9 protein-coding genes are annotated in these 14571 nt (G+C 62.2%); 3 read left to right on the forward strand and 6 right to left on the reverse strand.

What is annotated here, in order from left to right; translation table 11 throughout:
• Positions 1–55: 55 nt before the first annotated feature.
• Genes MKS85_RS17870 through speB form a run of 3 tightly spaced genes read right to left on the reverse strand, consistent with a single transcriptional unit; the run spans position 56 to position 3007 of the window.
• Positions 56–1570 (reverse strand): cytosine permease, encoded by a 1515-nt coding sequence (locus MKS85_RS17870; RefSeq protein WP_196304606.1) that lies wholly within the window; start codon positions 1568–1570, stop codon positions 56–58.
• A gap of 51 nt (positions 1571–1621) precedes the next feature.
• Entirely contained in the window at positions 1622–2047 is a 426-nt protein-coding gene (locus MKS85_RS17875) for a nuclear transport factor 2 family protein (RefSeq protein WP_076385888.1), read from the reverse strand.
• Positions 2048–2056: 9 nt separating this feature from the next.
• The gene (gene speB / locus MKS85_RS17880) at positions 2057–3007 is read right to left on the reverse strand and encodes an agmatinase (protein WP_003198979.1); all 951 of its coding nucleotides are present in this window, start codon (positions 3005–3007) and stop codon (positions 2057–2059) included.
• Positions 3008–3348: 341 nt separating this feature from the next.
• Here speB and MKS85_RS17885 point away from each other — a divergent pair, with 341 nt between their 5' ends.
• Together MKS85_RS17885 and MKS85_RS17890 are read left to right on the forward strand one after the other, a co-directional pair.
• The gene (locus MKS85_RS17885) at positions 3349–4242 is read left to right on the forward strand and encodes a LysR family transcriptional regulator (protein ID WP_047227898.1); all 894 of its coding nucleotides are present in this window, start codon (positions 3349–3351) and stop codon (positions 4240–4242) included.
• A 9-nt stretch (positions 4243–4251) separates the two neighbouring features.
• Positions 4252–4848, forward strand: coding sequence for a DTW domain-containing protein (locus MKS85_RS17890; protein WP_310663045.1), 597 nt, complete (start codon positions 4252–4254; stop codon positions 4846–4848).
• A gap of 152 nt (positions 4849–5000) precedes the next feature.
• Here MKS85_RS17890 and MKS85_RS17895 read toward each other — a convergent pair whose 3' ends face one another.
• From MKS85_RS17895 to MKS85_RS17905, 3 genes are all read right to left on the reverse strand, one after another.
• Entirely contained in the window at positions 5001–6365 is a 1365-nt protein-coding gene (locus tag MKS85_RS17895; RefSeq protein ID WP_047227896.1) for an HlyD family type I secretion periplasmic adaptor subunit, read from the reverse strand.
• Positions 6366–6434: 69 nt separating this feature from the next.
• Entirely contained in the window at positions 6435–8594 is a 2160-nt protein-coding gene (locus tag MKS85_RS17900; protein WP_188252119.1) for a type I secretion system permease/ATPase, read from the reverse strand.
• 27 nt (positions 8595–8621) lie between these two features.
• Complete coding sequence (locus MKS85_RS17905) at positions 8622–9980, reverse strand: TolC family outer membrane protein (RefSeq protein WP_047227895.1); 1359 nt, start codon at positions 9978–9980, stop codon at positions 8622–8624.
• A gap of 452 nt (positions 9981–10432) precedes the next feature.
• Here MKS85_RS17905 and MKS85_RS17910 point away from each other — a divergent pair.
• Positions 10433–14571, forward strand: a 4139-nt coding sequence (locus tag MKS85_RS17910) for a retention module-containing protein (protein ID WP_310663046.1), incomplete at its 3' end; no start/stop codon positions are given.

The raw sequence follows: 14571 nt of genomic DNA on the forward strand, positions 1-14571 counted from the left end.
CTGCGCAGTCGAGCGGGAGCAAGCTCCCTCGCCACGGGTATTTCGTTTGCTCAGGTCAGGCGGTCTGTCTGAGGGAGGGTTTCTCGATTGGCACCGAAGAACCCTTGCTACGCGGATCATCCGGCCCATACACCGCCGCCGGCTCGGGAAACAACCCAAGCAGCACCAGGTAAATCACCGAGGCCAGGCCCAGGGTCACCGGCAGGCCGATGTCGATGCCACCGGCCAGTTCGCCCAGCGGTCCGACGAACTGCCCAGGCAGGTTGACGAAGCACAGCCCCACCAGCGCGCTGGGAATCCAGGCCCCCAGGCCGCGCCAGTTCCAGCCGTGGCTGAACCAGTAGCGCCCGCCGGTTTCGCCACGGGTGAACACTTGCAGATCATCCGGGCAGTAGAAGCCGCGGCGCACCAGCAGGCCGATGATCATGATCACCATCCATGGCGTGGTGCAGGTGATGATCAGCACGGCGAAGGTCGATACGCTCTGCACCAGGTTCGCGGCGAAGCGCCCGATGAAGATGAAGGCAATCGACAGCACGCCGATCAGCAGTGTTGCCTTGACCCGCGACAGAACTCGTGGGAACACGCTGGACATGTCCAGCCCGGTGCCATACAGCGACGTGGTGCCGGTGGACATGCCGCCGATCACCGCGATCAGGCACACCGGCAGGAAGAACCAGCCCGGCGAAACCGCCAGCAGGCCGCCCACATAGTTATTGGCTGCGATGTAGTCCGGTGCCTTGATCGCCACGATGGTGGCCGTGGCAAGGCCGAACAGGAACGGGATCAGCGTCGCCAGTTGAGCGGCGATCACCGCCAGCATGATGCGTCGCTTGGGCGTGTTGCGCGGGATGTAACGCGACCAGTCACCCAGGAACGCGCCGAAGGAAATCGGGTTGCTCATGGCGACCAGTGCCGCGCCGATGAACGCCGCCCAGAAGCCCGGCTGGCCGAGGCCGACGGTGCCGGCGAACTGGCTGTCGAAGGCCGGCGCGAAGGCGACGATGCCCAGCAGGAACAGCAGGCTGGCGGCCCACACGGCGATGCGGTTGACCCACAACATGAAGCGAAAGCCGTAGATGCACACCGTCAATACCAGCAAGGCGAACAGGCCGTAGGCCAGGCCCAGGCTCAAGTCGGTTTCCGGTACGCCGATCAAACGCTTGGCGCCACCGATCAACGCATCTCCCGAACTCCACACCGACAGGGAGAAGAACGCGATGGCCGTCAGCAGCGACAGGAACGAGCCGACGATCCGCCCGTGTACGCCGAAATGCGCCCCGGAGGACACCGCGTTGTTGGTGCCGTTGAGCGGGCCGAACAGGCCCATGGGCGCGAGGATGATCGAACCGAGCACCACCCCCAGCACAATCGCCCAGACCCCGGCCTGGAACGAGAGGCCGAACAGCACCGGGAAACTGCCGAGCACGGCGGTGGCGAAGGTGTTGGCGCCGCCGAAGATCAGTCGAAACAGATCCGTCGGGCCAGCGGTTCGCTCATGGTCCGGGATCTGTTCGACCCCGTTGGTTTCGATTTGCGTAAGGCTTTTGTCATTATTGTTATGCATGATCTGCTCCGATCATAAAGGCGCGCCCATCGTGTGCGAGCGTCGTCTGTTTGGCTAAGGGGGTGGCAGCCCTTCCGGCATAGCGGACAAATGTTCATGGCAGGCCAGCCATAGGCCCTGTTGTTCTTGTGTGCGTCCTTCCTGCTTGCGGAACAGAATGGTTTCGCGCTCCTGGCTAAAGTGTCGCTCCCCTTGCATGCGCAACTCGGTGGCCACGTCATGGATGAAAATCGCCACGTCCCCTTGCAGGCTGACGAAGGCGTTGCTCGAGGTACACGACAGCACCTCGAAGCCATCCTCGGACCGCCAGCGGTCCCACAACGCCTGGTAGGCATCGCGAGACAGCAGAGGCTGTTCGAGGGTGTAGAACACGAAACTCGCGTCGGGTGTGAAGGCGCCGAAGTAGGCGTCACGGTCATTGCGGGCGAAGGCCGACACCAGTTCAGCGGCGGCCTTGAGCACTTGAGCCTGATCGTTCATGACCGCGCCTCAGCGATGGACCACACCGGGCAGTACGCAGAGCATCTCGTACAGCAGGTTGGCGCCCAGCAGCGAGGTGTTACCGGTGGTGTCGTAGGGCGGCGAGACTTCTACCAGATCGCAACCGACCAGGTCCAGGCCCTGGCAGCCACGCACGATTTCGATGGCCTGGATGGTGGTCAGGCCACCGATTTCCGGGGTGCCGGTGCCAGGGGCCCAGGCCGGGTCGATGCCGTCGATATCGAAGCTCAGGTACACCGGGCCGCCGCCGACCTTCTCGCGGACTTCGGCCATCAGTGGGGCGAGGGATTTGTGCCAGCACTCTTCGGCCTGGACTACGCGGAAACCCTGGTTGCGGCTCCAGTTGAAGTCATCGGCGGTGTAGCCCTGGGCCCGCAGGCCGATCTGCACCACGCGGTCGCAATCGAGCAGGCCTTCTTCCACGGCGCGGCGAAAGGTGGTGCCGTGGGCGATTTTCTCACCGAACATGTGATCGTTCACATCGGCATGGGCGTCGATGTGCACCAGGCCGACCTTGCCGTGTTTCTTGTGGATCGCCCGCAGGATCGGCAGGGTGATGGTGTGATCGCCGCCCAGGGTCAGGGGAATGACGTTGTGTTCCAGAATCTTGTGGTACGACTCTTCGATGATCCGCACGGCGTCCAGCAGATTGAAGGTATTGATCGGCACATCACCGATATCGGCCACCGACAGCGAGTCGAACGGCGCGGCACCGGTGGCCATGTTGTAGGGACGGATCATTACCGATTCAGCGCGGATCTCGCGGGGCCCGAAACGGGTGCCGGCGCGCAGGGAGGTGCCGATGTCCAGCGGCACGCCGACGAAAGCAGCGTCCAGGCCGGCAGCGGTTTGTAAATGGGGGAGTCGCATCATGGTGGCGATGCCGCCGAAGCGCGGCATTTCGTTGCCGCCCAGTGGTTGGTGAAGAATCTTGTCCACGGGTAGGGCCTCATCGTTGTTTTATTTATCAGGGGTCGATTCTGCGAAAAGCCTGGGAGTGGAAGAATCGCTGGGGGCAAATACTTAGTTCAGATTTTTCTAAACTAATGCGGGATGGGGCGATAGACTCCGCTTCAGCGCAGTCCTGGGAGACATGATGTCCCCTGTGGCGAGGGAGCTTGCTCCCGCTGGGTTGCGAAGCAGCCCCAAAATCATTCACCTCGGCGCATCAGTTAAATCGCGTCGACAGGTTTTGCGACGGCTGCGCCGTCGAGCGGGAGCAAGCTCCCTCGCCACAAGGGCACGGCAAGTTCTATGCATCGTGTAATCTGGAGTTCTCCATGGCCAACGCTCTACCCGACCTGAAACTGTTGCGCATTTTCGTCAGCGTCGTGCGGCACCAGGGATTCGCCAATGCCCAGCACGAGCTCAACCTTTCCACGTCGGCCATCAGCACCTACATGAGCCAGCTCGAATCGGCCCTGGGCCTGGTGTTGTGTCATCGTGGGCGGGGTGGGTTCAGCCTGACCAGCAAGGGCGAGTTGTTCCACCAGGAGACCCTGCGTCTTTTGGGCGAGCTTGAAGGGTTCGAGCAATACGCCGCCGCGCTGAAGGGTGAGTTGCGCGGCACGCTGAACCTGGGGGTGATCGATTCCACCGTCAGCGACAAAGCCCTGCCGTTCGCCGAAGCCATCGGCGCCTACAGCCAGGAGCATCCGGCAGTCCACCTGCACCTGTCGGTCATGAGCCCGTACGAACTGCAACTGGGCGTGCAGGACAACCGCCTGGACCTGGCCATCGGCGCGTTTTCCACGCGCATGAGCGGCCTGGTCTACATGCCGCTGTACCGTGAGCAGCACTGGTTGTATTGCAGCAACCGTCACCCGCTGTTCAACGAGCGGCGTATCCCTGAGCAACTCATCACCCAGCAACGCATGGTCGGGCGGGGTTACTGGAGCCAGGCCGAACTGGCCCGCCACGGCTTCAAGCACAGCGCGGCGACGGTGGAGAGCATGGAGGCGCAGTTGATCCTGGTATTGTCCGGCGCCTACGTCGGCTATCTGCCCGAACACTACGCTCAGGCCTGGGTGGACAAGGGCGATTTGCGCGTGTTGCTGCCGGCCACTTTTGGTTATCAGGCACCGTTTTCGATGATCGTACGCCGTGGCCGCAGCCGTGAGCCGCTGATCCAGACTTTTCGCGATCTGCTCAAGGCGCAGCTCAACCAGGCCTGAGGTGCCGTCATGTCCAGAATTCATTGTCCGCGCTGCCACAGGCCGCAAAGCCATTGTTTGTGCCCGCTGATCCCCAGCCTCGACAGCCGCACTCGGGTGCTGTTGTTGCAGCATCCCAGCGAGGTGAACCATGCCCTGAACACCGCGCGGCTGGCGGCGTTGGGGCTCAATAATGCCGAGTTGATCGTGGGCGAGGTGTTCGAGGATTTGCCTGGGCTGCTCAATCAACCGGGTTATCAGGCGCGGCTTTTGTTTCCCGGCGAAGAGGCGCAGCCCATGCATGCTTATGCTCTGTCTGAGGATCCGCTGCTACTGGTCGTCCCGGACGGCACCTGGCGCAAGGCGCGCAAGTTGCTGCACCTCAACCCTCTGTTGGCGGCGCTGCCGAGGGTGACACTGGCCGCGGGCAGTGTGTCTCGATACCGCTTGCGCAAGGCGCCAGGGCCAGGGGCGTTGTCGACGGTGGAGGCGGTTGTCCAGGCGCTGCAAACCCTTGAGACACCGGCCCGTTTTGAGCCGTTGCTGAGGCCGTTCGAAGCGTTGATCGAGGGGCAGATTGCTGCGATGGGGGAGGAGGTTTTTCGGCGTAATCATGCGCAGGAATAAGTAGTGACTGTGCTGGCCTCATCGCGAGCAGGCTCGCTCCCACAGTTGATCTCCAGTGCATGCAAAAAATCTGCTAACACCACAGATCCAATGTGGGAGCGAGCTTGCTCGCGATCGCGGCAGCACAATCAACCAAAGTCTCAGCTCAAGGCCTACCGCTCACGCATCGCCTCAGTCCGCGCCTTCAACACCGGCTTGAGCAGGTAATCCAGGACACTTTTCTCCCCGGTAATGATGTCCACCGTCGCCACCATCCCAGGAATGATCAACAACGGTTTGGCATCGCCGCCCAAGTGATTTTTATCTGTGCGCACCTGGATCAGGTAGAAGCTGTTGCCCTTGTCATCGGTGATGGTGTCGGCGCCGATCAGTTCGAGCCTGGCGCTCATCCCGCCGTAGATCGTGTAGTCATAGGCACTGAACTTGACCATGGCTTTCTGGCCCGGATGCAGGAAGGCCACGTCCTGGGGGCGGACCTTGGCTTCGATCAGCAGGTTGTCTTCCAGCGGCACGATTTCTGCCATGTCGCTGCCCGGCTGCACTACGCCGCCGATGGTGTTGACCTTTAGCTGCTTGATCACCCCATGTACCGGCGAGACCACAGTGGTGCGGGTCACGCGGTCGTCGATGGCAATGCTCGAAGCGGTGATTTTTGACAACTCCGTGCGTTTCTCATTGAGTTCCTTGGCCGCTTCGGAGCGGAAGGATTGTTCCGATTCGTCGATCTTGCTCTTGATCTCGTTGATCGCCGATTCGGCCCGAGGAATCGCCAGGGTGGTGGCGTTGAGCGAACCACGGATTTCCACCGCGCTGCGTTTGAGCCGCAGGATTTCCACCGGCGACACCGCCCCGGTGCGCACCAGTGGTGCCGACATGTTCATCTCTTCTTGCAGCAAGGCCAGGCTGGAACTGAACTGGCCCTGCTTGGAGCGAAACTCCGCCAGCTCCTGGGTTTTCTGGCGCAGTTGTTCGGACAGCGTCCGCTGTTCGCTGGCCAGGCGCCGCTGTCGTTGTTCATACAGCGAGCGTTCGTCCTCGGCCACTTGCGGGGCCTTGCTGATGACTTCAGCGGACAGTTCGAAAGGCCGGCCTTCGGCTTCGGCCGACAAGCGTTCGACCTGGGCGGTCAGAGCATAACGGTCGGCCTCGCTTTCGCCCTTGTTCGACAGAAACCGTGTGTCGTCCAGGCGTAGCAGGGTGTCGCCCTTGTTCACCATCTGCCCTTCGCGCACGAAAATCTCGGTGACGATGCCGCCCTCCAGGTTCTGGATTACCTGAATCTTGCTCGAGGGAATGGCCTTGCCTTCACCGGTGGTGACTTCCTGCAAGACTGCCAGTTTGGCCCACACCAACGCGGTGATGATCAGTCCGGCCGCCAGCCACACCGTGACCCGCGAGCGACGGGGCGAATCCTGCAGCGCGGCACCGGCGGTTTCCGGCATGAACTCGCTTTCGGCGCTTTTGCTGAAACTGCCGAAGTAGCTTCGGGCCGCTGAATCGGGTGTTTGAGCAGACATGGGCGATACCCGTCAGTTAAAAGAGCTAAGGTTGGTGCGGCTTTTGTGGCGAGGGGACTGTGTGGGCTGTTACACCGCCGCAGACCCCACCCGTCCTTTACGCAGTGCATCGATCACCGCTTCCTTCGGCCCATCGGCCACAATCCGGCCGTTGTCCAGCACCACCAGCCGATCCACCAGACTCAGCATCGACGTGCGGTGGGTCACCAGCAGCACCGTCTTGCCCTGCACATGGGTGTGAAGCTTTTGCCGCAACACGTCTTCGCTGCTGTTGTCCATGGCGCTGGTGGGTTCGTCCAGCAGCAGGATCGGCGGGTCGAGCAATAGGGCTCGGGCCAGTAGCACGGCCTGGCGTTGCCCACCGGAGAGCAACTGCCCGCGCTCGCCCACCGGGCGGTCAAAGCCCTGGGGATGCTGGCGGGCCAGTTCGGTGACGCCGGTCAGTTCCGCCACTTCCAGCATGCGTGCATCGCTGATGTAGCGGGCGCCGAGGGTGAGGTTGTCCCGCAGGCTGCCGGCCAGCAGCGGCAGGTCATGGGCGACATAGCCGATCTGCTGGCGCAGGTCCGCCACGTCCAGTTGCCGAAGGTCGAGCCCATCGAGCAGCAACTGGCCTTCCTGGGGCTCATAAAACCCCATCACCAGGCGCGCCAGGGTGCTCTTGCCCGAGCCACTGCGACCGATGATCCCGACCCGTTCGCCGGGCTTGAGGCTGAAACTCACATTCGCCAGCGCCGGGGCGTTCTGGCCGTTGTAATGGAAGGTCACGCCGCTGACGTCCAGCGCGCCCTGCAATTGGGTGCGATCCAGCGGCCGTTGTTTGGCATCGCGCTCCTGAGGCAGCGCCATCAGCGCATCGGTGCTGCGCATGGTCAGTTGGGCCTGCTGGTAGCGGGTGATCAGCCCGGCGATCTGCCCCAGCGGCGCCAGCACCCGGCTGCCGAGCATGTAGGTCGCCACCAGCGCGCCGACGCTGAGGTTACCGGCGATGATGCTGTAGACCCCGGCGACGATGGTCGCCATGCCGGCCAGTTGTTGCAAAAACAGCGTGCCGTTGGTGGCCAGCGCCGAGAGGCTGCGGGCGTGGCTGTCCAGGCGGGTGAGGGCGCCGTGGGTGCTTTCCCATTGATGCTGGCGCTCGCTTTCGGCGCTGCAAGCCTTGAGGGTTTCCAGGCCGCCGAGGGTTTCAATCAGCAATGCCTGGCGCTGGGCGCCCAGGGCCAGGCTTTTTTGCACGGTGTCACGCAGGCGTGCCTGGATGATCATGGCGAAAATAATGGTGAGCGGAAAAGCCACCACCGGAATCACCACCAGCCAGCCACCCAGCAACCCGATCACCACCAGCATCAGCACGGCGAAGGGCAGGTCGATCAGGCTGGTGAGGGTGACAGCGGTCAGGAATTCGCGCAGACCCTGGAAGTCATGGATGCTTTGGGCGAACCCGCCGATGGTCACCGGTTTGGCCTTCATCGCCATGCCGGTGATGCGTTCGAACAGGGTCGCGGAGAGGATCACGTCGGTTTTCTTGCCGGCGGTGTCCAGCAGATGGGCGCGCACCACGCGCAAAACCAGTTCGAAACCCGTGCCGATCAGCAGCCCCACGGCCAGCACCCACAACGTCGATGTGGCTTGGTTTGGCACCACGCGGTCGTAGGTCTGCATGACGAACAGCGGCACCATCAGCCCCAGCAGGTTGATCAGCAAACTTGCCAGGATCGCGTCGCTGTACAGCCAGCGTGACAGTTTCAAGGTGTCACGAAACCAGGCCTCGACCCGTGGAACCAAGGGCGCGCGCAGGTCTTCGAGTTCATGGCGCGGCCGGGCGAACAAAGCCTGGCCGCTGTAGACGGCGCTCAGTTCGTCGCGGCTGACCCACTGCTCGCCGCCATCGGCTTCGCTGGGCAGGATCAGCGCCTGGCCGTCCTCACTCCAGCGCCGCAACACGGCGCAACGACCACCGGCCAGAATCAGCATCACCGGCAGGTTGAGTGGCGAAATATCGGCCAGCTCTCGGCGCAGCAAGCGCGCCTGCAAATTGGCCCGGGCCGCTGCGCGCGGCAGCAGGTCCAGGCTCAGGCGTTGGTGCGCCATTGGAAGCCCGGCGCCAAGGCTGGCGCGGCTGACTGTCGCGCCATGGAGTTTGCAGAGGATCAACAGACCGTCCAGCAAGGGATCATCGACATTCAGCCGCGGATCGGTGCTGGGGGTTGCGGGTTCCATGCTGGTCACATTGATCGCTCCCATTTTTTTGGGGGGCTACTTCAGTTCTGGCAGCCGCGCTTCGTTTTTGACTTCTGTTTGAGCGACCGCGTCGGCCGGCAGCACCACCCGCTGTTTGCTCAACAGCTGGCCCATGTTCGCCAATACCCGATACATCGAGTATTCCTCGGTGTAGCGCACTTCGGTGTAGCGACGGTTGGCGTTGTACAGCTCGTTTTCGCTGTCGAGCACATCGAGCAGGGTCCGTTGGCCGAGACCGAACTGATCCTGATAGGCGGCGCGTACACGGGAAGTGGTTTCGGCATATTCCCGGGCGGTGGGGGTCTGCTTGCGGGCGTTGAGCATCGCGTTCCAGGCCAGGCGGGTGTCTTCGTTGAGCTGGCGCAGGGCGTTGTTGCGGATGTCCATGGCCTGGTTGATCTGGTGGGCATTGGACGCCAACCGCGCCTTGTCGCTGCCGCCGCGGAACAGGTTGTAGTTCATCACCACGCCGACCCGCCAGTTGTTGTCGTGGCCTTCTTCGCCGCCGAGGTTGTTATTGGCGCCCACCGCCGCCTCGGCGTCGAACCGCGGATAGAACGGCGACTTGGCCACTTCATACTGGCTTTCGGCGGACTGCACGTCGGCCTGGGCCGATTTCAGGTACGGGTTGTTGTCCACCATGCTTTGCTGGGCTTCGCGCAGGTCAGCGGGCATCTCGCCTTTGGTCGAGGGCGGTGTTTCCAGCTCATCGGGCATGCGTCCGACCACGCTGTAGAAGTTAGCCTCGGCGTCGGCCAGGTCGACCTGGGCGGTGTCGTAATTGTTTTCCGCCAGGGCCCGGCGAGCATTGGACTGATCGGAGTCGGCGGTACTGCCCACGCCACGCTCGGTGCGCAGGCCGATCTGGTCGTTGACGCGCAGGTGAGCCTGCAGGTTGTTCTTGGCCAGGGTCACCAGCTCGCGACGCTTGAGCACTTCCAGGTAAACCTCGATGGTGCGCAGCGCCAGGTCCTGGGCGGTGCCTTGGGCGTAGTAGGCCCGGGAATTGACCACGCCTTTGGTGCGTTCCACTTCATTGGCAGTGTTGAACCCGTCAAACAGCATCTGCCGCAGGCGCAGCTCCGACTGGGTGTAAGTCAGGATATTGGTGTGGTGATTGCCCAGCGCCCGGGTGTTGGTGTTGTCGCTGTAGCCGCGCCCGTAGCCGGCATTAAGGTCCACCGACGGGAAGAACCCCCCTCTGGCGACCTTGACGTCTTCATTGGCCGACAGACGGCTATCGACCCGTTGCGCCAGTTCCGGGTGAGTAGCAATGGTGCTCTGGATCGCTTCGGTCAACGACATGGCCTGCGCTGAAGAAGAGCAGGCCATGGCCAGCAAAACCGCGCTGCAGAGGGGGGAAAGAACGCGCATGGGGTGCATCTCCTAAGGTCTGTTGTGCTTCGCTGTCGCCAAAATATTGACGTATTTAAGATCAAAACCGTTTCAAGCTTGTAACAACACAGCTAAGAACATCCTGCGCAAAACCTAAGAAGAATTTCTCATAAGACTTATGCCAAAAAAAACTTATGTGCTTGGAAAAAAGCGGCACATTGTTCAAAGCGAAAGCCTTTGAATCTGCGGGTCCTGACGGATTTTGGGCGTCAATAAAGTTCCATAATCATTTTGAAGCGATGTGAAGAGGTGCCGAAAAGGACGACTTGAAAGGTGATTTTAAGTGACGGTTTTTTGTCATTGTGGCGAATAGCTAGCGCCTTTTACGTCCCCGAAAGCTGGCAGATTTTCCAGATTCCCTGGCTGCCAACCCGAGCACCAATTCTTCACCCAGACAGGTGCCGACTGCGGTTGGCAACGGAGGAATGCACATGGCAGCGCTCATCGGTACCGTCAGCAAGGTGGTAGGACAGGTTTTCGCAGAAGCCGTCGGCGGTCTGCGGCGACCTCTGGTTGAAGGTGATCGGCTCTATGCCGGCGAGCACCTGATTACCGGGGCCGAAGGGGCGGTGGCTGTGCAGTTGCAAAACGGCAAGGAGTTGACCCTGGGCCGCGGAAGTGACCTGACGCTGAGCCCGCAATTGCTCGCCAACCAGGCCTCTGCTAGCGATACGCCTGAGGCCACCACACCCAGTGATGCGCAACTGACCGATGTGCAAAAACTGCAACAAGCCATCGCCGCCGGCGCTGACCCGACCCAGACCGGCGAGGCGACGGCTGCAGGCGCCGAGGGCGGTAATCCGGGGGGCGTGGGTGGCGGGCACAGTTTTGTGTTGCTGGAAGAGGTCGGCGGGGAAGTCGATCCGCAGATCGGTTTTCCCACCGCCGGGTTCAACGGGATACCCGAGTTTCCAGACCTGCGTCTGGCCGGTGATCCGGATGACGGCGGCGACGATGCAATCGTGCCACCGGTAGACCCTGAAACCCCGGACAACCCGGTTACCCTTGATGGCTTGACCGTGGATGGCGGTGAATTGACCGCCAATGAGGCGAACCTGTCTGACGGTTCCGCCAGCAATCCCGGCGCGCTGGTGCAAAGCGGCAGTTTCACCATTTCCGCGCCCGATGGGCTGAGCAGCCTGAGTATCGGTGGAATCGCCGTGATCACCGGTGGCGTGCCCGCAGGTTTTCCCCAATCCATCACCTCGGCGCTGGGCAACACGTTGACCATCACCGGTTACAACCCCGCGACCGGTGTGGTCAGCTACAGCTATACCCTGACGGACAATGAAAGCCATCCCGCCGGGGGCGGGGCCAACAACATCAGCGAGCAGTTCCCCGTCGTGGCCGTCGACAGCGATGGCGACACCGCCACGGGGACCCTGGACGTCAACATCACCGACGACGTACCCCAGGCGATTGACGACAGCCACGCCAGCACCGCATCGGAAAGTCTTGTCACGCTCACCGGCAACGTCTTGCCCAACGATCATCAAGGCGCCGACCGCATCCCCACCGGTCCTGACAGCGGGCCGATCATTGGCGGCACGTTCACCGGCACCTACGGCACCCTGGTGCTGAACCCCAACGGCACGTACACCTACACCCTCAACACCAGCGACCCGCAATTCGTGGCGTTGCACGGCGGCGGAAGTGGCACTGAAACCTTCACCTACACCCTGACCGACTCCGATGGCGATACGAGCACCGCCAACCTGGTGCTACAGGTACACAACAACGACGACCCGGTGATCATCGAAGGCCTGGACACCGAAGGCGGTGAGCTGAACCTTCAGGAGAAAAACCTCAGCGACGGCACCAGCCCGGACGCTCCAGCGCTGACCCAAAGCGGCACCTTCACCATCACCGCGCTGGACGGTGTACAGACCCTGAGCGTGGGCGGCATCAATGTCGTCACGGGTGGTGTTGCAGCCGGTTTCCCACAATCCATCACCACGGCATTGGGTAACACACTGACCATTACCGGCTTCAACGCCGCCACGGGCGTGGTGAGTTACAGCTACACCTTGCTGGACAACGAAGCCCACGCAAATGCCAACGGCGCCAACAGCCTTAGCGAGCAATTTGCCGTCGTGGTCACCGACGACAACGGCACCACGGCCACCGGCAACCTGGATGTGAATATCGTTGATGATGTGCCTCAAGCCGTGGACGACAGCAACGCCGGCACCGCCTCGGAAACCAACCTGACCCTGACGGGCAGCGTGCTGACCAATGACACCGAAGGCGCGGATCGTGTGGCGTCCGGCCCGGTCACGCCCGGTACTTTCACTGGCACTTACGGCACGCTGGTCCTCAATGCTGACGGTTCCTACACCTACACGCTCAACACCGCCGACGCCGACTTCAAAGGCCTGCACGGCGGCGGCAGCGGTAGCGAAACCTTCACCTACACCCTGACCGACGCCGATGGCGACACCAGCACCGCCAACCTGGTGTTGCAGGTACACAACAACGACGACCCGGTGATCATCGAAGGCCTGGACACCGAAGGCGGTGAGCTGAACCTTCAGGAGAAAAACCTCAGCGACGGCACCAGCCCGGACGCTCCAGCGCTGACCCAAAGCGGCACCTTCACCATCACCGCGCTGGACGGTGTACAGACCCTGAGCGTGGGCGGCATCAATGTCGTCACGGGTGGTGTTGCAGCCGGTTTCCCACAATCCATCACCACGGCATTGGGTAACACACTGACCATTACCGGCTTCAACGCCGCCACGGGCGTGGTGAGTTACAGCTACACCTTGCTGGACAACGAAGCCCACGCAAATGCCAACGGCGCCAACAGCCTTAGCGAGCAATTTGCCGTCGTGGTCACCGACGACAACGGCACCACGGCCACCGGCAACCTGGATGTGAATATCGTTGATGATGTGCCTCAAGCCGTGGACGACAGCAACGCCGGCACCGCCTCGGAAACCAACCTGACCCTGACGGGCAGCGTGCTGACCAATGACACCGAAGGCGCGGATCGTGTGGCGTCCGGCCCGGTCACGCCCGGTACTTTCACTGGCACTTACGGCACGCTGGTCCTCAATGCTGACGGTTCCTACACCTACACGCTCAACACCGCCGACGCCGACTTCAAAGGCCTGCACGGCGGCGGTAGCGGTAGCGAAACCTTCACCTACACCCTGACCGACGCCGATGGCGACACCAGCACCGCCAACCTGGTGTTGCAGGTACACAACAACGACGACCCGGTGATCATCGAAGGCCTGGACACCGAAGGCGGTGAGCTGAACCTTCAGGAGAAAAACCTCAGCGACGGCACCAGCCCGGACGCTCCAGCGCTGACCCAAAGCGGCACCTTCACCATCACCGCGCTGGACGGTGTACAGACCCTGAGCGTGGGCGGCATCAATGTCGTCACGGGCGGTGTTGCGGCCGGTTTCCCACAGTCCATCACCACGGCCTTGGGCAACACGCTGACCATCACCGGCTTCAACGCCGCCACGGGCGTGGTGAGTTACAGCTACACCTTGCTGGACAATGAAGCTCACGCAAACGCCAACGGCGCCAACAGCCTCAGCGAGCAATTTGCCGTCGTGGTCACCGACGACAACGGCACCACGGCCACCGGCAACCTGGATGTGAATATCGTTGATGATGTGCCTCAAGCCGTGGACGACAGCAACGCCGGCACCGCCTCGGAAACCAACCTGACCCTGACGGGCAGCGTGCTGACCAATGACACCGAAGGCGCGGATCGTGTGGCGTCCGGCCCGGTCACGCCCGGTACTTTCACTGGCACTTACGGCACGCTGGTCCTCAATGCTGACGGTTCCTACACCTACACGCTCAACACCGCCGACGCCGACTTCAAAGGCCTGCACGGCGGCGGTAGCGGTAGCGAAACCTTCACCTACACCCTGACCGACGCCGATGGCGACACCAGCACCGCCAACCTGGTGTTGCAGGTACACAACAACGACGACCCGGTGATCATCGAAGGCCTGGACACCGAAGGCGGTGAGCTGAACCTTCAGGAGAAAAACCTCAGCGACGGCACCAGCCCGGACGCTCCAGCGCTGACCCAAAGCGGCACCTTCACCATCACCGCGCTGGACGGTGTACAGACCCTGAGCGTGGGCGGCATCAATGTCGTCACGGGCGGTGTTGCGGCCGGTTTCCCACAGTCCATCACCACGGCCTTGGGCAACACGCTGACCATCACCGGCTTCAACGCCGCCACGGGCGTGGTGAGTTACAGCTACACCTTGCTGGACAATGAAGCTCACGCAAACGCCAACGGCGCCAACAGCCTCAGCGAGCAATTTGCCGTCGTGGTCACCGACGACAACGGCACCACGGCCACCGGCAACCTGGATGTGAATATCGTTGATGATTTGCCCACCGCCCATGCTGATTCCGCCTCGGTGGACGAAGGCGGGACGGTCAGCGGCAACGTTCTGAACAACGATGTGGGCGGTGCCGACGGACCCGCCGCAAGCGGCGCGGTGATCGGTGTGCGTGCTGGCAGCGACACCTCAACCTCGGCGGTTGGCGGCCTCAACACCCAGATCAACGGCACCTACGGCTATCTCAC

Origin of the sequence: Pseudomonas sp. JL2, assembly GCF_031570495.1 — a bacterium.
GTDB classification, from domain to species: domain Bacteria; phylum Pseudomonadota; class Gammaproteobacteria; order Pseudomonadales; family Pseudomonadaceae; genus Aquipseudomonas; species Aquipseudomonas rhizophila.

What these genes read in the sequence shown, in the direction of transcription:
- MKS85_RS17905 (WP_047227895.1), bottom strand. Translation starts at nt 9,980, where the DNA reads ATGCGCGTTCTTTCCCCCCTCTGCAGCGCGGTTTTGCTGGCCATGGCC.
- MKS85_RS17885 (WP_047227898.1), top strand. Translation starts at nt 3,349, where the DNA reads ATGGCCAACGCTCTACCCGACCTGAAACTGTTGCGCATTTTCGTCAGC.
- MKS85_RS17875 (WP_076385888.1), bottom strand. Translation starts at nt 2,047, where the DNA reads ATGAACGATCAGGCTCAAGTGCTCAAGGCCGCCGCTGAACTGGTGTCG.
- MKS85_RS17895 (WP_047227896.1), bottom strand. Translation starts at nt 6,365, where the DNA reads ATGTCTGCTCAAACACCCGATTCAGCGGCCCGAAGCTACTTCGGCAGT.
- MKS85_RS17890 (WP_310663045.1), top strand. Translation starts at nt 4,252, where the DNA reads ATGTCCAGAATTCATTGTCCGCGCTGCCACAGGCCGCAAAGCCATTGT.